Origin of the sequence: Labilibaculum sp. K2S, from assembly GCF_030372765.1 — a bacterium.
Classification (GTDB): domain Bacteria; phylum Bacteroidota; class Bacteroidia; order Bacteroidales; family Marinifilaceae; genus Labilibaculum.
This window is the reverse complement of sequence record NZ_JAUCMW010000023.1, coordinates 1-17,691: the sequence shown is the minus strand read 5'-3', so window position 1 is coordinate 17,691 and position 17,691 is coordinate 1. Positions and strand designations below refer to the sequence as shown.

The following is a 17,691-nucleotide window of genomic DNA, read 5'->3' as shown; positions in this document are numbered from 1 at the left end:
GATCCGGTTTTGTGGCCGGATCTTTTGTTTGTATTTAAAATTGATTGATCACTTTTCGAATAGCAACCAGCTTAGTCAATAAATCTTCTAAATAATTCAGGTGAAGCATGTTGGCTCCATCCGATTTTGCGTTTGCCGGATCAGGATGAGTTTCGATGAAGATTCCATCTACACCAACAGCAATGCCTGCTTTGGCTACAGTTTCGATTAATTCAGGGCGACCACCGGTAACTCCGCTTGTTTGGTTTGGTTGCTGTAACGAGTGAGTAATGTCCAAAACTACAGGACAATTATTTTCTTGCATTACAGGAATTCCTCTGTAATCTATAATCATATCTTGATAGCCGAACATATTTCCGCGATCAGTTAGGATTACTTGGTTATTTCCCGATTCGCGCACTTTATTTACAGCAAATTTCATCGATTCAGCAGAAAGAAACTGGCCTTTTTTAATATTCACAACTTTTCCTGTTTCCGCTGCAGCAACCAATAAATCAGTTTGGCGACATAAAAAAGCAGGAATCTGTAACACATCAACATAAGCCGCAGCCATTGCGGCTTCTTCTGCAGTGTGAATATCTGTAACAGTAGGTATGCCAAAAGTATCGCTTACCTTTTTCAATATTTTCAAAGCTTTTTCATCACCAATGCCGGCGAATGAATCTAATCTGCTTCGGTTTGCTTTCCGGTAAGATCCTTTAAAAATAAAAGGGATTTCAAGTTTATCAGTAATCTGAACAATTCGTTCAGCAATTTTCATGGCAATTTCTTCCCCTTCAATGGCACAAGGACCGGCCAAAAGAAAGAAGTTACCACTATCTGTATGTTTTATGTTTGGAATATTTTCTATCATGATATTCAATTTATTTAGGGCAAAAGTAATAATTTTTGCGTGTTTAAGCAGAAATTAAAACCTGTTCTTCCACCAGCTTCTTAATCTTTCCCAAATTTTTAATTCCTGAGCATTTTGCTGCGGGATGTATAATCTTTGAGTTTTTATTTGATCCGGAAGGTATTGCTGCTCCACAAAATTACCTGGATAATCGTGGGAGTATAAATAGTCTTTTTTGTAACCCAGATCTTTCATTAGTTTGGTTGGAGCATTTCGTAAATGAAGCGGTACAGATAAATTACCAGTTTCTCTAACCAATGACTGAGCTCTGTTGATTGCCATGTAAGAGGCATTACTTTTGGGTGAAGTTGCCAGATAAATGGCTGTTTCGGATAAAATAATGCGCGATTCCGGCATTCCAACCAAATTGACCGACTGAAAACATGCATTTGCAAGTAAAAGTGCATTTGGATTTGCCAGTCCAATATCTTCACTTGCCGATATTACCAGTCTTCGGGCAATGAATTTTGGTTGTTCTCCACCTTCAATCATTCGGGCCAACCAATACACTGCAGCATCAGGATCTCCGCCACGAATTGATTTTATTAGAGCAGAAGCAATGTCAAAATGCTGTTCTCCATCCTTATCATACATCGAAGGGTTTTCCTGTAGTTCTCTGGTCACCATTTCGTTGGTGATGCTTATAGATTCGGTGTTTTGAGAATTCACCACCAATTCCAGAATGTTTAAAAGTTTTCGGGCATCTCCACCTGAAAATTTTAGCAAAGCATCCTTTTCAGGAGTAAGAATTTCTTTTTCTTTTAGGTAGCTGTCGTTGGCAATTGCATAATCAATCAGGGCTTCCAAATCAGCTTTCTCCTGAGCCTTTAGCACATAAACCTGGCATCTTGAAAGCAAGGGAGATATTACTTCGAAGGATGGATTTTCTGTTGTTGCTCCAATCAAAGTTACAGTTCCATTCTCCACAGCTCCCAATAATGAATCCTGCTGCGATTTACTGAATCGATGTATTTCATCAATAAATAGAATGGGATTCGGAGTATTGAAGAATTTTTGTTTTTCAGCTTTGGAAATTACTTCCCGCACATCTTTTACGCCCGAATTTACAGCCGAAAGAGTATAGAAAGGCCGGTTGAGTTGTTTGGCAATGATTTTGGCCAAAGTTGTTTTACCAACACCAGGAGGTCCCCATAAAATAAAAGAGGACACATTGCCTGATTCAATCATTTTTCGTAACACAGCATTTTCCCCGACCAAATGTTTTTGACCTAGATAATTTTTCAGATCAGTGGGGCGTAATCGTTCAGCTAAGGGTTGATTGGGAGTCATGTATTTTGTATTCTGTTTGTTAAGCTTGGTTTAGTCTTTATTGCAGTATCTTTTAATTACGTTGTAAGCATCAATCAAGCCCAATTCACCGGCCTTACTTAAATCTTCGTAAGCCAAATCTTTCTGATCAAGAAATAGATAGACTAAACCTCGGTTATAGTACGCCTCGGTAAAATTAGGATCCAGTTGAATCACCCAATCGTAATCGGCAATAGCCTTTTTAAATTGTTTCGATTTTGCATATGCGTTACCTCGATTGTATATGGAAAACAAGAAGGATGGATCGAGTTGTATAGCCTTTGTGTAATCGGCAATAGCACTGCTGTAATCCACAGTGGTCACGTTTTTCTTTTTCTTTTGTTCCGGATCAAGATTAAGTAATGATTCTCCTGTTTCGCCAATAGATTGAATGTAATCAGTCATAGCAGCAGATGCATTCGCCCGATTGAAATAAGCAAAGCAAAAATCGCTTTTATTCTCAATGGCGATACTAAAATCCTCAATTGCTTTATTAAATTTCTTGTCTAACAGATAGTAAATTCCACGTTGAAAGTAGCCATCGGCATTCTTTGCTTCAATTTTAGAATTGGCATTCGCAATTTGTTCGTCAATTATTTTTTTAGGGTATTTAAAATGTCTGTTGTTAATTGTAAATGCCGGATTGTAATTTTGTTTTTGATTGTAATTCATTATTGCCTGGTCGTAATATTGAACCTTACCGGCTCGTAAAGTATCAAGATCCAAGTGAGTAATGTGAAAGTTATTTTCTAACTGTATGGTAACATATTTATCCTGAACACGGCCTTTAATGATGTCCTCGGTAAAGGATTCCCTTGAATTTAAGTCGATCAGTTTTTGGAAATTTTCGGTTGTATCAACAAAGGCAGACATTGCACCTTCATTTTTCATTTTTTTATAGCGTTCGATAATAAGCAAAGCCTGATTTCTATCCTGAATTGAACCATCAATATTATTCAATTGTCGTTTTGCCGAAGATCTTGCCAAATATGCTTTTGCAAAATCAGGATAAATTTTAATGGCCGTTGTGTAATCTGCAATAGCACCATTAAAATCTCCAATGTCCATTTTAACAAATCCCCGGTTAAAATAAATAAGCATATTATCGGGATTCATTTCCAAAACGCTGTTAAAATCCTCAATGGCCGAGTTGTAGTCACCAATTTCAGATTTTAGTAAAGCTCTGTTGTAATAACAGTGTGCATTGTTTGGATCCAAATCCAGTACCTTATTGTAATCTTCAAGAGCTCCTTTAGGGTTTTTATTTGCATAATTGGCGATGCCTCTACTCATAATTACCCGTGTGTTTTCGGGGTCGATTTTAAGCGCCCGGTCGTAATCTTTAATGGCCTCATTGTATTCCTTTTTCTTGAATTTTAAATAACCTCTATTTCCAAATGCATCTGCTGAAAATTCGTTCAGTTGAATAGCTTTACTACAATCCTGAATCGCCCCGTCGGTATCACCAAGATTATCGCGGACAATTGATCTGTTAAGATAGGCGCCCATTAACTCAGGATCTATTTGAATGGCTTTTGAATAATTGGCATTGGCTTCGTTGAATTTTTCAAGAGCAGCCAAACTGTTCGCTTTACTGAAATAGATATTTGCATTGTTAGGTTTAAATTCCAATGCTTTTTCAAAATCCTTTAAAGCTCCCTGGTAGTTTTTTAACTGATATTGGGCGATGCCCCGATAGAGATAAGCAAAAGTGTAATTTGGATTTAATTCCAGTGCTTTCGTGTAGTCAACTATTGCACCGTTAAAATCTTCAAGCTGTGATTTTGCAAGTCCCCTGAAAAAAAAAGGCTCGGGAAGGTATGGTTTTACCCGAATAATATCATTAAACTTTGTGATTGCTTCGGTGTAATCATCAAACTGGATAGCACTTCTACCTTTATCGAATATATTTTCGGTGTTTAATTGTGCGCTAAGCTCAAAAGAGGTTAAACTGAATAGGAAGAGAATCAAAAGAGTTATTCTGGGCATTATATATGTTTTAAGGGTAAAACTTATTCGGGTTACAAATTTAAGAAATAATATACTCCTTCTTTAAAATAATGACTCTATATAACAAAAAACACGCCAAATGATTTCTGTTTTTTCTTAAAAAGCCTTAAATTAAGAATAGAGCTTAAACTAATTATAGGAGGTTGAAATGAATAATATTTTGTTAAAGTACATGGAGAGTCGGTTTCAATCCAAAATAATTGATCCTGGAAGGGGTATTTTTTGTGAGGGACCGGTAGTTACTATTTCACGGGAGTGTGGCTGTACCGCACTAAATATTGCAAATATGATGGCGGAAAAGCTCACTCTAAAAACGGGGAATAGATGGACTTGCTTAACCAAGGAAATTCTTGAACAATCTGCAAAAGAATTGAATTTAGCACCTGAAAAAATTGAATATGTTTTTAATTCCATGGAAAAATCTACCTGGGATGAAATTTTAGCAGCTTTGTCGAGTAAATATTATCAAAGTGACCGTAAGATTAAAAAGACTATTTCGGATGTAGTCCGAGCATTTGCATCCAAAGGAAACTGCATTATAATTGGCAGGGGGGGAGTCGTTCTTACTCAGAATATTGAACGATCGTTTCATATTAAGTTGCATGCCCCGTTAGAATGGAGAGCTGCTCAGTTGCAGGAAATTTACAAGTTGAGTACGAATGAAATGTTGTCTTATGCAAGGGAAATTGATAAGAAAAGAGAGATTTTACGAAACTATTTTAATAAAGAACCTCTTTCCACTACCGTTTTTGATGTGATTTATAACTCGAAAAATTTATCAGATGAGATGATTGCTGAAGCTAGTATTCATATGATGGAAATGAAAGGAGTACTTGGCAAATACATCGTGATGGGATAAAGTCGGAATGATTTAGTTTTTTGGAGAAATTGACCTTTGGTTGATTTCTCTTTTTTATGCTATATTTTTAATTTATAGTTAGTATAACTGGTATTGATCGTATTTCATCGAAAAAATGAATGAAAATAGGCTGTTGGCTTGCTTGTAAATCCGTTTTTATTACTTTTGCAACCGTTTGAAATGAGAATATTAAAGCAAAATATGATGAAAATTAAATTCCTTAGCGTATTGCTTTTGGCTACAGGCATGTTACTGTCTACCGCAGTTAAAGCAGAGAAAAAAGAAAAAGAGGAGAAGAAAGAAGGTTATGTTTTTACCGATGTTAAAAGATTACCTGCTACTTCTGTAAAAAATCAACACAGATCTGGTACCTGCTGGTCTTTTTCCGGATTATCATTTATCGAATCAGAAATGATTAGAATGGGAAAACCAGAAACTGACTTGTCGGAAATGTTTGTGGTTTATAACTGTTATTCAGATAAATCGATTAAGCATGTAAGATTAAATGGCAAATTTAACTTTGGTGGCGGAGGTGCATTTCACGATGTAACTTATGTGATGAAAAATTACGGTATTGTTCCTGAGAGTGTTTATCAAGGCTTAAACTATGGTGAAGAAGGACACACACATGGAGAGTTAGATGTTGTTTTAAACGACTATGTAGAGGCAGTTATTAAAAATAAAAACAAAAAACTTACGCCGGTTTGGCACAAAGGATTTGATGGCATACTGGATGCTTACTTAGGTGAACTTCCTACCAAGTTTAATTATGAAGGAAAGGAATATACTCCAAAATCATTTGCCAAGGATTTTGTTGGTGTGAATCCTGATGATTACATCGAAATTACCTCTTATACTCACCATCCTTTTTATGAGAAATTTATTATTGAGGTGCCTGATAACTGGTTGTGGAATGAGGTATACAATGTGCCAATGAATGAGATGATGGAAATCATGGAAGGCGCAATTACGAATGGTTACACAATTGGTTGGGCTTCGGATGTAAGTGAAAAAGGTTTTGCATACCGAAAAGGTGTTGCGGTTGTTCCGGGAGTAGATACAAAGAACATGACTGATTCGGAGATTTCTAAATGGGAAAATCTTTCGAAAAAAGAAAAAGATGATAAATTATTTGATTTTGACGAGCCTGGTACTGAAAAAGTAATTACTCAGGAAATGCGCCAGGAAGCATTCGATAATTACAATACCACTGATGATCATGGAATGCATATTGTTGGAATTGCCAAAGATCAAAAAGACAACAAATATTTCATTGTTAAGAATTCATGGGGAACTGATAATAACCCTTACGAAGGATATTTTTATGCTTCTTATCCATTCGTTGCATATAAAACAATGTCTTTTATGATTCACAAAGATGCATTGTCAAAAGAAATGAAAAAGAAATTGGGTTTGTAAGCATTCAATTTTAAAGAGATAACCCGGCCAATTGGCTGGGTTATTTTTATTTTTTTACATCTTTGTATAATAATTATTTAATATGAGTGTTAATATTCTATATATTAGTAGTTGTATATTAGTGATAAATGAAATATAAATCCACGTTTTACGGGATTGATAATAATTTGAATGTAAAGATATTAATTATGAAAAAGATTTTTTTAGCTGCAGTAATCTGTATGTTTTCAAGCGCTTTATTCGCACAATTGTCTTCGCCGGTAAATTTTGGTTTACACGCAGGATTGGTTAGCACAAAAGCTGATACTGATATGTCAGGAATTAAAGAAAAAGCCGATAACGGAATGATGCTTGGAGCATTTTTACGAATTAATTTGAATAAGTGGTATGTGCAGCCAGAGTTGAATTATGTGTCTAGAAAGTCTCAACTAGAAATCTCAGGTGATTCTTATGATATCAAAACGAAGAGTTTGGATATACCTATTTTACTCGGTTACAAAATCATAAAATTGCCTGCCTTTAAATTGAGAGCTTTTGCTGGTCCGGTGGCTTCATTTAAAATTGATGATAGCTTTTCAAAAACCTTTAAGGAAGAGTATGGTGATCCAAGTTTTAAGAATGCTGTATGGAATGCAAAAGTTGGTGCTGGTGTTGATGTTTGGAAATTGACATTAGATGTTGATTATGAATTTGGTTTAACCGATGTTTCTTCTGAATTCTTAAAAAAGAACAAAATGGTAAATGTAACTTTAGGATTTAAAATCTTCTAAATTACTATATTAAAGATATTAAAAACTACTGGTTTCGATCAGTAGTTTTTTTTTGCGCAAAATATTTTTTGTAATTGCCTATATTTGTAGTTCGTCTAATCTTCGTATAAATTAATTTCGATTATGTCTTTAAGTATTGAAAAAAAAATGGAACTGATAAAAACTCTTGATTTCCTTGCGGAACAGGATGTTTCAACGGTCCATTTTTTATTGGGGATTGTGGATGAGGTTAATGTTGCGAAAGGAGAGACTATATTTTCTAAAGGAGATTTAGGTGGTGCTGTTTTTATAATTGTAAAAGGCTGTGTTCAGATTCACGATGAAGGACATATTTTTATTGAGCTTCAGGAAGGAAAAAGTTTTGGCGAGTATGCATTAACAAAATCAGAAACCCGTTCTGCTTCAGCAAGTGCAAAAAGTGATTCCATTCTTCTTCGATGTACCGAAAATCATATTAAACAGCTGGAAGAAGAATTCGATATTCGAGTAATTGATTCCATTCTTCTTCCTCTCCAAAACATTCGGGAAAGAATGATTCTCAAAGATCTTCTCGAAGAAGAATTGACGCAACAGAAGCTGACTATTGAGAAGCAGCGGAAAGAATTGGAGAGTTTGAATGCTACTAAAGACAAATTCTTCTCCATTATTGCGCACGATTTAAAAAATCCGTTTGCTTCATTAATTGGAGCTTCCGATTTGCTGGTTGATAATGCGGATGAGCTATCTCAGGAACAAGTGAAAACTTTCTCGGGAATTATCAATCAGTCTGCTCGTCAGGCTTTTCGCTTATTAGAGAATTTGTTAACCTGGTCGCGAATGCAGACTGGTGTCATCGCATGGAAACCGAAAGAAATAGATTTATGGGATTTGGTGAACGAGGTTGTGATTTTGCACACCGGAAGTGCAGAAAATAAGGAGATCAATATAGAAGCTGTTATTGATGAGGATTTAAGGATTCTTGCTGATCCTAACATGATAAATACCGTTGTTCGTAATTTGGTATCCAATGCCATTAAATTTACTCCAAGAGGAGGGAGTATCACTGTTTCATCACATGTTACGCATAATCAGGTTGAGATTTGGGTGACTGATACAGGTGTTGGAATTGATTCTGCGGGAAAGAAAAAACTATTTCGAATTGATGAACAACTGATGAAATCGGGAACTGAGAATGAAACAGGAACAGGATTGGGGCTAATATTGTGCAAAGAATTTATTGAAATGCACAATGGAAAAATTTGGGTGGAAAGTGAACCGGGGAAAGGTAGTTCTTTTAAGTTTTCGCTTCCTGTATCTTTATCTTCTTTATAATAACCTCTTAAAACATTTCACGTAACATCTGTTTGTATTCTTTATTTGAGTTGTATTGTTATATTTTAGGGCTTTCTTATTCTCTTAGTAAAGATTCTTGTATGAGGTATTTAAAGTACATCTTCTTTTCCTTGTTTTTGTTTGCATCGATTAATTCTTATTCGATTGAACGAAAGAAAATTCTCGTTTTGCATTCCTATCATCAAGGCTTAAAATGGACCGACAATGTCAATTTTGGCATCCGGGAGGTAATGGATTCATTAGGAAATAAGTTTGAATTGGACTATGAATATTTGGATACCAAAAGAAATCCTTCCAAAGAGTATCTCGATAAAATAATTGAGCTGTATGATCTAAAATTACAGGGTGAGAAGTACGATGCGATTATCGTTTCTGATAATAATGCTTTGTCATTTGTGAAGAATCACGGCAAAAAATACTTCAATAATACGCCCATTGTATTTTGTGGGATTAATCATTATCGTGACGATTTAATTGAGGGCATAACTAATATTACCGGAGTAGCCGAAGAGGTTGACTGGGATGGAGCTATTGATTTGATTTTAAGAACCCGTCCCAATACAAAACATCTTGTTGTTATTAATGATGATAAAACCACTACGGCCAGATTAAATAAGCTTACTCTGCTCGATTTGGAGAGAAAATACGAGCCGAAACTACAATTTACTTATTTTGAAGATCAGACTGTTGATGAGCTGAAGGAAAATGTTCGCAATATTAAAGGAGACACGTGTATTTTACTTTTGACATTTAATAAGGATAAAAACGGCAGGTTTATCAGTTTTCAGGATAATTTAGATTTATTTGTTCCACAAAGTAAAGTACCGGTGTTTATTACCTGGGCTTTCCTGATTAACGATGGTGTTGTTGGTGGAAAAGTTGTTAGCGGACGTCTTCATGGAAAAATGGCCGCCACAATGATCGATAAGGTTATTTCAGGAACACCTGCTGATTCAATTCCTGTTTATCGTAAGCCATTGGATAAGTATGTTGTTAATTATAATGAAATTAAGCGTTTTGGAATCAGTGAGAAATTACTTCCTGATAAAACATTATTGGTAAATGCACCTCAATCTTTTTATAGTGAGAATAAAGAATGGATTGATTTAATTGGTGGAATTACATTTCTGGCCACGCTTATTATTTTGGTTTTATCAAGAGCTATAGTAAGACGAATTAGGGCTGAAAAAGCTTTAATTATAGAGCAAAATCGCTTGAAAATATCCGTAAAGCATGAGCGTTTAATTGGTTTAATAGGACGTTTATTGAATGCATCCGAAGATTTTAAGAGCGTATTGGATGATGTTTTGAAGTTGATGACAGACGAATTGAATGTGGCAAGGATAAGTCTCTATTCATTAATGAATTCAACAAATACCGGTGTTAAAATTAAAAGTAGAATCTCTTTAAAAGGGAAAAATATAAAGGATGTTAATCAGTTTTATTTTTCGGAAATCGATGAAATTATCTCAAGGGTTAAAATGAATAAAAGTATCGTTTCCCGCGACTTGTCCAATTTAACTGAGAAAGAACAAGACTATTATAAAAGAAGAAATATTGGTGCCGTTGTTTTGCTTCCGGTAATGGTTGAAAATGAAGTGGTAGGTTTAATGGGATTTGCTCAAAACAAAGCACATGGCTGGACCAGAGACGAGATTAGTATTTTCTTTTCGACTGTAAATATGATTGCGAATGCCTGGGAGCGGAATTCTTTAATGACTGATAGAATTGAGGCAGAACAAAAGAATGTTGAAGCCTTACGAATGCTGGAGCAGTCGTCTCGACTGGCTTCCATTGGAGTAATGGCTGCGGGAATTACACATGAAATTAATCAGCCCCTAAATGCAATTAAAATTACTGCGGACAGTGTGTTGTTTTGGCAAAAAAGAAATCCGGGACAGTTGCCCGAAATGTTTACAAGAAAAATTCAAACTATTTTTGAGGGAACATCAAGAATTGATTCCATTATTAAGCACATGCGAACTTTTTGGGAGAAGCCTCACATCTCCGAAGAAGAGATAGTTGATATGGTGGAAGGTGTAAACCGATCTTTATCTTTGGTGAAAAGGCAGGTGTCGGATCATAGCATCGAATTAATCGATAATCTGCCAAAGAATGTCGTAAATGTCTACGCAAATTACATCCAATTTGAACAGATTGTGGTCAACCTAATTGTGAATTCAATTCACTCTTTGGATAAAGTTCAAAAGGAGAATAAAAAAATTGAATTGATTGTTTATCAGGATTCTAAACACGGAGTTTTGGAGATTCATGATAATGGAACGGGCATTGAATCAAGCATTCGTGAGAAAATATATGATCCGTTATTTACAACCAAAGGAAATGAAAGCGGCAGTGGACTGGGAATGGCGATTGTAAAAACATTTATTGATCGATTTCAGGGGGAAATATCAGATTACAATAACGAAGATGGTGGGGCAAGTTTTATTTTGCGCTTTAAATTGAAGAGTACTGAAGAAAATTAAAACAGAAAGAAAAATGAAAATTCTTATTGTTGATGATGATATATCGAGTGGAACGGCTGTTGCTGAATTTATTGAGGAGCAATTGGCTTATTCAATTCATCTTTGTCATAATGGCGAAGAGGCATATAATTCTTTGAAGAATGAGGATTTCCAGATGGTTATTTCAGATCTGAGAATGCCTGGAATTTCAGGCTTGGATTTGCTGAAAAAAATAAAACTTTTACCCAAAGGGGATGAAATTGAAGTGGTAATCATGACTGGTTTTGGTGACATGGAAAGTTCCATTGAAGCATTACGGGGTGGAGCATATGATTATCTGTTAAAACCGGTTAATATTGAAGAATTAGCCATTTTAATTGAGCGGGTTGCCGAGAAAATTCAATTGAAAGATGAAAATAAAGATCTTAAAGAAAATATAAAGCAAACAATCTCTCACGTTAGGAAAGAAGAGGCAGAGCGAATTCAATATTACGAAACTACCATTCGGGAGATTACAAGTGTTGGTAAAATTGGTGTTTTTTCGGACGTTATGCGGGGGGTAGTTCGTATGGCAGAACAATTTCACGAAGATCGTTCGGTACCGGTTTTAATTGAAGGAGAAACCGGTACAGGGAAAGAGGTTGTTGCACGTTTGGTTCATTTTGGGAAATCAAGCGATATTACGAAGCCTTTTATCTCGATAAACTGTTCTGCAATTTCGCCTGCGCTGTTTGAAAGTGAATTATTTGGGTACGACGAAGGTGCTTTTACAGGCGCTCGTAAAGAAGGAAAACCCGGGAAATTGGAGTTAGCACAGAGAGGAACTTTATTCCTGGATGAAATAGGAGAGATGCCGTTGGATATGCAGCCTAAATTGCTGCGTGTGCTGCAACAGAGAGAGATGTATCGGGTTGGTGGAAGTAAACCAATTGAATTGGATGTTAGAGTGATTTTTGCGACCAACAGGAATTTAAAAGAAATGGTGGCCGAAAAAACATTCAGAAGTGATTTGTATTACCGCCTAAATACCGGACGATTGTATATTCCTCCTTTGCGGGAAAGAAAGGAAGCAATTTTATCTTTTTCTCAAATCTTTTTAGATCAATATTCGAAGAAGCGGAACCGAAAGTTTAGATTCATAAGTAAGGATGCTAAAAAAATAATGCAGGATTACGCCTGGCCAGGTAATATCCGGGAATTGAAAAATACAATTGAAAGGGCAACTTTGCTTTATAATGATTTAGAACTAAAGCCCGAACATTTAAGGTTTTTGCAGGCTGACGATAATGAGTTTGAATCGGCAGAACAACCTATTGTTTTGGGTCGTATTGTATTACCTGATGATGAATTGAGAATTGAACAATTAGAGTTGGAAATTGTTCGGAAAGCATTAAAAAAGTTCGATGATAATAAATCAAAAACAGCTGAATATTTGGGGATTACCAGAAGTGCACTTCGCAGCAGAATGAATAAATTATAAGTGCGGTTGGGGTTCATATTTAGCAGGTATTTTCTTTTTCCAAAAAGGCGTAATATGTACATTGCAGGTGGGATATTTTTCCCCATGTGTGTATTTTCTTCACATGCGTTTTGATGATTAAAAGTGTTTAAAATGAGACACTTGTTTGTTTTTGAAACGGATTGTAGGAAAACTGTTCAAAATTGAACATTATTAGTGTATTTATCCGTTTTAGTGAGCAGAAGTTAAAGTGCTTGTTTTTAGCGTGTTGGTTGTTTGTTGCTGTATTGTCTCTATTTTACAGTTTTTTGGCATTCCTTTTGCGCTTAAGTGGACAATGTTTCATTTAAATCTAAGAGGTATGGAAGTAAGGACTGATACACAAATTAAAAAGATAAATTTCAGGAGTGATAAGAAGAACCTTTTGGAATCATTTTTATTGAGTTCGAATGATATAGGGCATGAACCGTTAAAAGTGGAACACAAGCTTTTTATTGAAGCAGCGAATAAGAAAAATGTTCAGTTTGAATTTATTCGTTTGAAAAGTTTTAATCTGGATAAAACATCATTTGATATTAGCAATGCTCAAAATGCATTACTCGAAGCTGATTATGCTTTGGTAGATTCAGGTACTCTGATAATAGATGCTCAGGATCAGGACGTTTTATTGACCGTATTTTTGGCAGAAGTGCTTCATGTTGTGATACCTGCCAGCAAAATCCTTCATTCAATGGACGATTTTGAATTAATAAAAGGAAAGCGTGCTATTGAACTCGGAGGCGGAATTGCAAGCGTTTCAGTTTCTTCTTCCCATAAAGGACATCGGTTTTCATCGAAAGTATTACGTACAATGGTTTATGTGCTCGAAGATATCTAGAAATTTTATCGATAATACAGAGGGGTGAGCAATTCACCCCTTTTTTTAGTTGGGGACTTTATTAAGGGAGTCTGTAAAGTTCGATTTAATTGTTATTCTGAGCTTATCGAAGAATCTTTATCTTTGAATAACAGATGTTTCTTCTTCGCTTGAACAATCATGGTTTTTTAAACGAATGCTCCTTCGGTGATGGATGAGGGGATTGTAAATGGGTAATTGTTGCTTTGTAGATGGGAGAGATACATCCCGATTTATACATATAGAATTTAAAACTATTGTCACTAAAGTCTCAATTCCAGTTTTGTAGATAGGTTGTCGCGCCTCCGCTTATGTCTGTGGTAAAATGTATAATGGCAGATTTTGGTAGTGCTTTTATTCCCCTTTATTTCTGTCAATGAGTTTTAGCATATTGAATGATAAAAGGTTTGCTTCAATTGCTGAAAAAAAATCCTTATCTACATTTTCTACTTTAATAATAGCTTTTTGTAGTAATAGTATGGTGTTAATTAATTCGTGTTATTCAAATACTTGTACTCCTCTTGTAGTAAAAGATAATCCTTGTTGTCCGTATGTTGAAATCATTACAGCCTCAAACAATGGCGGGTTTTTAACATTTTTAATTGCCCAATCGAACACAAAATTAGCTCCGGAACCACCTTCGGTGTCTTGTTCAGCGATAATTATTTCAACAGTTTCCATCGGTTTAAGATAAATGGGATTTTTGAAATATTTTCTAATGTTGTCTCCAATGGTATTGTAATAATTAGCATTTAAAATATAAACTGAATCAGTCATTGACACATTCCGAATACTAATTGTAATCGTAAGGTCAAAGGTTCTATGTTCATGGATCTGATAAATATGAGAATAAACCGGAAGGTATGTTTTACCTTCAATGAAATCATTGAAATTATTAATTTCTGATTTTCGACTCTCCCAATCCATTTGTAGAACTGGGTATTTCTGAGTTTCTCTTTGACAAGAAAAGAAGACTATGGATAAAAATATTATTTTAAATATGTTTTTCATCTGTTTACAATTTCATCTGATTAGAATTTTCTTTTTGTTTGTCATATAGCCTGTCCCGAACTTGTTTCGGAAGAACTTACCATGCGGGAATAATCATCCTTCTGTGTATTAAAATATCCTTGTCATGTACGTTTCATATAACAATCTTTTGTTGTTTGCAAATTTACAAATCATAGTCAAATCAATGTTAATTCGCAGCACTATCTATATGATGGCACAAACTGCAGTCTGTCTAAAAACTCATCAAACTGCTCAATTAAGTCTTAAATATAGTGGTTTTAAGGATACATGAAAATACTTTTATTTGGAAATAGAATTGAGGTTCTTGTTTGGTTCACTTTTAACTCTAACAGCACCCGCTGCCACACAATTTTATCGTGTGCTTACTATTAGATATAAAGAAACGCGATACTACCGAAACAAAGTGTGAAGATCAGCGAAGCTAATCGTGCACTGGCGGGGGTATGAATTGAGAGATTCACGTACGGTTCTGTGAGAAGTTAGGGGTGAAATTCCCCTAGCTTACTCGACTAGCCACTGGCATTATTCATTTCTTTCTGTTTTATAAAAAGTCACATTTTCTCCATTCCAAATATCTGTTGCTGGTAATATGTTTTCAAAATGCTTAGTATTAACAAATTTATTGGCAGTGAGTATTTCAACAATGTCATTGGTGCTAAAATAATGAGTCCAAAATCTGTAATTCATTATTCTTTCAGTTTCATCAATTATCGTATGCTGTTTTAGAAATACTTTTTCTTTTGAATAATTAAACCCGTTTGTTAATTCTAAATATGGTTTTGGTTTCCAAAATCCGTTGTTTTCAAATGACCAAGTTTTTTGTTCTATAAACTTTTGCTTAATATTCCTATCATTAAGTACATCAAAAATAAAAGTTCCATTTGGTTTCAGGGATTTAAAAACATTTTCGAGCAATATTTTTCTTTCTGAAGGTAACAAAACCCCAAAGTCAGTATAAATTAGTATTACAAGGTCAAATTGACTTTCATAATCTAATTCAAGATAATCTTTACATACATAATCGATTTTAAGGCTTTTCTTTATAGCTTGAGCTTTCGCGTAAGATATTGAGTTTTCCGAAAAATCTACTCCTATAACATTATGTCCTTTGGCAGTTAGTTTTTCCGAATAAATTCCTGGACCACAACCTAAATCGAGTATATTCATTTGGGATTTATTACAGCATTTCAGTATAAATTCAATAGTATTATTTATACTGTCTGGTGTTCGGCTCGCAGCATCAATCTCTGGGTTCAAATGGAAACCTAAAAGCTGTTTTGAAACGTGTTTGTCTGTCCACATAACAGAATCTCCTTTTTCGTAGACTTTAGGTTTTTGATTGGCTATATTTAGCTTTTTTATATTCATTTGTACAGTTTATTAATTTGTGTGGATTTTCGTCTTTGCTTCCGACTAACGGTAAAATTATACTAATTAGAATCAATGGTTTAACAATTGTGTTCATTTGTCATTTTCCTATGCCTTCCTACTTCCCATTTGACCGTTAGCAGAAAAACTCAACTGTTTTACGACGAGTAGGAGGATTGTGCCTAACGTTGCGCTAAGTTTACGTTGCCGATTGCGTGAGATTATCTGTCCGGATACGGACGAGATAATATGTGGCAATCTGCTGCCCGCATACCACTGAAACCCCTATGATTTTTACAAAATGTTATGCCCTGGTTGTTTTTGTCCAGTACTATTAAATCCTATTATTTTATAAAAATCTGCTTTATATGTCTCACTGATTGGAATCAATTTGTCCTTAATTTTAATCCGATTACGTTCAATTATATCAATTTTATTTAATGAAACAATGAATGATTTATGAACTCTGCAAAACAAAGATTTTGGCAATTCTTTTTCCAAATCACCAAAAGTTTGAAGAGTGAGGATTTTTTTATTTTCTGTTTGGATATTTCTATAATCTCTCATGCCTTCGATAAAAAGAATATTGTTGTAAAATACTTTTTCTATTCTATAATCACTTTTTACAAAGAAAAAATCAAGTGTATTATTAGGCGTTCTTTCAATTAGGGACATTACTTTTTCAACTGCCTGAATAAATCGCTCGATTGAAAATGGTTTTAAAAGATAATCTGTCACATTTAGTTCATATCCTTTTAAGGCGTATTCCCTATATGCAGTTGTTACTATCACATACGGTTTATTTTCAATGGATTCGAGTAGTTGGATGCCTGTTAATTCATCCATCTTGATATCCAGAAAAATTAAATCGACATGTTGTTCTCGAAGAAAACCAATTGCTTCAAACCCATTATCAAATGATTGTAATAAGTCGAGATATGGAATTTTCCCAACATATTCCATTGTGCGTTTTAACGCAAGTGGTTCATCTTCTACAATTATGCAACTAATCATTCCCTAATTTAATTTCAAGATTCACAATATACCAACTATTCTCTTCGTGTACATCAAGATTATAATCTCCTTTGTATATTAAATCAAGTCTTTGTTTAATTAACTGAAACCCTAATCCATTATACTCTTGTGCATTTAAATCATTAGAGTTGATGTGGTTCTTACACATAAAAGATACCTTACTGTCACATATGTCAAGTCGAATTGATATAGCGTTTTCTATTTTCTTATTTGTAGCATATTTAAACGCATTCTCTACAAAATGAATAAAAATCATAGGGGCAATAAATCCTATATTAGCATTTCCAACAATCTCTAACTCCACAAATTTATCATTTGAAGTTCTGATTTTCTGTAGCTCAATATATTTATTAATGTACTCAACTTCATTTGCTAACGGAACTCTTTCGGTGTCGGTTTCATATAGCATGAACCTTAATATTTCAGAAAGTTTCTTAAGATAATCTGAAGCCCTCTTAGGTTCATCTAAAATAAGGACATCGATATTATTTAAGGTATTAAACAAGAAATGAGGATTAATCTGTGACTTAAGTAGTTCAAGCTGGCTTGTAACTTTATCCTTTTCAAGTTCAGCTTTTATTTTTCTGTCCTTTATCCATTCGATAAGTGTTTTAAATAAAAAACCAAATAAACTGAAATATATTATTGGTAAGGTTAAGATAAGAAAATCCAAAAAGTCAACTTTTCCTGTATCATGCTTTTCTAAAAGTAATAATATTGAAATCAAAATACCATTGCAAATTGCAACCCACACAAAGCGGATAGTTCGTTTCATTAAAAAATTCAGAGAATAATTGGATAAATCGCTCCATTATGTGCCACCCATTTCGGTTCAAAGTGTGCCACT

Annotated in this window: 14 protein-coding genes; 7 read left to right on the top strand and 7 right to left on the bottom strand. The window is 34.7% G+C overall.

From position 1 onward, the window contains the following. Window positions 1–34: 34 nt before the first annotated feature. From kdsA to QUH73_RS18070, 3 genes are read right to left on the bottom strand one after another with little or no spacing between them, the layout of a single operon-like run. Window positions 35–853, bottom strand: coding sequence for a 3-deoxy-8-phosphooctulonate synthase (gene kdsA, locus QUH73_RS18080; protein ID WP_289531841.1), 819 nt, complete (start codon window positions 851–853; stop codon window positions 35–37). 54 nt (window positions 854–907) lie between these two features. Beyond that, window positions 908–2,182 (bottom strand): replication-associated recombination protein A, encoded by a 1,275-nt coding sequence (locus QUH73_RS18075; protein WP_289531840.1) that lies wholly within the window; start codon window positions 2,180–2,182, stop codon window positions 908–910. A gap of 30 nt (window positions 2,183–2,212) precedes the next feature. Continuing rightward, on the bottom strand, window positions 2,213–4,189 hold the full coding sequence (locus QUH73_RS18070; protein WP_289531839.1) for a tetratricopeptide repeat protein: 1,977 nt from the start codon (window positions 4,187–4,189) through the stop codon (window positions 2,213–2,215). Between the two features lie 169 nt (window positions 4,190–4,358). Here QUH73_RS18070 and QUH73_RS18065 point away from each other — a divergent pair, with 169 nt between their 5' ends. From QUH73_RS18065 to QUH73_RS18035, 7 genes are all read left to right on the top strand, one after another. After that, the gene (locus QUH73_RS18065; protein ID WP_289531838.1) at window positions 4,359–5,069 is read left to right on the top strand and encodes a cytidylate kinase-like family protein; all 711 of its coding nucleotides are present in this window, start codon (window positions 4,359–4,361) and stop codon (window positions 5,067–5,069) included. 204 nt (window positions 5,070–5,273) lie between these two features. After that, window positions 5,274–6,488, top strand: coding sequence for an aminopeptidase C (locus QUH73_RS18060; RefSeq protein ID WP_289531837.1), 1,215 nt, complete (start codon window positions 5,274–5,276; stop codon window positions 6,486–6,488). 188 nt (window positions 6,489–6,676) lie between these two features. Beyond that, on the top strand, window positions 6,677–7,258 hold the full coding sequence (locus QUH73_RS18055; protein WP_289531836.1) for a porin family protein: 582 nt from the start codon (window positions 6,677–6,679) through the stop codon (window positions 7,256–7,258). A 123-nt stretch (window positions 7,259–7,381) separates the two neighbouring features. Next, window positions 7,382–8,569 carry an ATP-binding protein gene (locus tag QUH73_RS18050; RefSeq protein WP_289531835.1) on the top strand — a complete coding sequence of 396 codons (1,188 nt, stop codon included), beginning with the start codon at window positions 7,382–7,384 and terminating at the stop codon, window positions 8,567–8,569. A 101-nt stretch (window positions 8,570–8,670) separates the two neighbouring features. Continuing rightward, window positions 8,671–11,076 (top strand): ABC transporter substrate binding protein, encoded by a 2,406-nt coding sequence (locus tag QUH73_RS18045; protein ID WP_289531834.1) that lies wholly within the window; start codon window positions 8,671–8,673, stop codon window positions 11,074–11,076. Between the two features lie 13 nt (window positions 11,077–11,089). Further along, window positions 11,090–12,535: a sigma-54-dependent transcriptional regulator gene (locus QUH73_RS18040; RefSeq protein WP_289531833.1), complete on the top strand. Its 1,446-nt coding sequence runs from the start codon at window positions 11,090–11,092 to the stop codon at window positions 12,533–12,535. Between the two features lie 340 nt (window positions 12,536–12,875). Continuing rightward, window positions 12,876–13,391: a hypothetical protein gene (locus QUH73_RS18035; protein WP_289531832.1), complete on the top strand. Its 516-nt coding sequence runs from the start codon at window positions 12,876–12,878 to the stop codon at window positions 13,389–13,391. Between the two features lie 516 nt (window positions 13,392–13,907). On the opposite strand, the gene QUH73_RS18030 is transcribed toward QUH73_RS18035, so the two are convergent. The 4 genes from QUH73_RS18030 to QUH73_RS18015 form a co-directional block, all read right to left on the bottom strand. Beyond that, window positions 13,908–14,420 (bottom strand): DUF3124 domain-containing protein, encoded by a 513-nt coding sequence (locus QUH73_RS18030; protein WP_289531831.1) that lies wholly within the window; start codon window positions 14,418–14,420, stop codon window positions 13,908–13,910. Window positions 14,421–14,963: 543 nt separating this feature from the next. Continuing rightward, window positions 14,964–15,809 carry a class I SAM-dependent methyltransferase gene (locus QUH73_RS18025; protein ID WP_289531830.1) on the bottom strand — a complete coding sequence of 282 codons (846 nt, stop codon included), beginning with the start codon at window positions 15,807–15,809 and terminating at the stop codon, window positions 14,964–14,966. 294 nt (window positions 15,810–16,103) lie between these two features. Continuing rightward, complete coding sequence (locus QUH73_RS18020; protein WP_289531829.1) at window positions 16,104–16,823, bottom strand: LytR/AlgR family response regulator transcription factor; 720 nt, start codon at window positions 16,821–16,823, stop codon at window positions 16,104–16,106. Then, window positions 16,816–17,619, bottom strand: coding sequence for a sensor histidine kinase (locus QUH73_RS18015; RefSeq protein WP_289531828.1), 804 nt, complete (start codon window positions 17,617–17,619; stop codon window positions 16,816–16,818). The genes QUH73_RS18020 and QUH73_RS18015 overlap by 8 nt, the downstream gene beginning before the upstream one ends. Window positions 17,620–17,691: the final 72 nt, after the last annotated feature.

Excerpts from the sequence above, each read along its gene's own strand:
- QUH73_RS18035 (WP_289531832.1), top strand. The coding sequence starts at position 12,876 with ATGGAAGTAAGGACTGATACACAAATTAAAAAGATAAATTTCAGGAGT.
- kdsA (WP_289531841.1), bottom strand. The coding sequence starts at position 853 with ATGATAGAAAATATTCCAAACATAAAACATACAGATAGTGGTAACTTC.
- QUH73_RS18015 (WP_289531828.1), bottom strand. The coding sequence starts at position 17,619 with ATGAAACGAACTATCCGCTTTGTGTGGGTTGCAATTTGCAATGGTATT.
- QUH73_RS18030 (WP_289531831.1), bottom strand. The coding sequence starts at position 14,420 with ATGAAAAACATATTTAAAATAATATTTTTATCCATAGTCTTCTTTTCT.
- QUH73_RS18050 (WP_289531835.1), top strand. The coding sequence starts at position 7,382 with ATGTCTTTAAGTATTGAAAAAAAAATGGAACTGATAAAAACTCTTGAT.
- QUH73_RS18065 (WP_289531838.1), top strand. The coding sequence starts at position 4,359 with ATGAATAATATTTTGTTAAAGTACATGGAGAGTCGGTTTCAATCCAAA.
- QUH73_RS18040 (WP_289531833.1), top strand. The coding sequence starts at position 11,090 with ATGAAAATTCTTATTGTTGATGATGATATATCGAGTGGAACGGCTGTT.
- QUH73_RS18075 (WP_289531840.1), bottom strand. The coding sequence starts at position 2,182 with ATGACTCCCAATCAACCCTTAGCTGAACGATTACGCCCCACTGATCTG.
- QUH73_RS18055 (WP_289531836.1), top strand. The coding sequence starts at position 6,677 with ATGAAAAAGATTTTTTTAGCTGCAGTAATCTGTATGTTTTCAAGCGCT.
- QUH73_RS18045 (WP_289531834.1), top strand. The coding sequence starts at position 8,671 with ATGAGGTATTTAAAGTACATCTTCTTTTCCTTGTTTTTGTTTGCATCG.
- QUH73_RS18025 (WP_289531830.1), bottom strand. The coding sequence starts at position 15,809 with ATGAATATAAAAAAGCTAAATATAGCCAATCAAAAACCTAAAGTCTAC.
- QUH73_RS18060 (WP_289531837.1), top strand. The coding sequence starts at position 5,274 with ATGAAAATTAAATTCCTTAGCGTATTGCTTTTGGCTACAGGCATGTTA.
- QUH73_RS18020 (WP_289531829.1), bottom strand. The coding sequence starts at position 16,823 with ATGATTAGTTGCATAATTGTAGAAGATGAACCACTTGCGTTAAAACGC.
- QUH73_RS18070 (WP_289531839.1), bottom strand. The coding sequence starts at position 4,189 with ATGCCCAGAATAACTCTTTTGATTCTCTTCCTATTCAGTTTAACCTCT.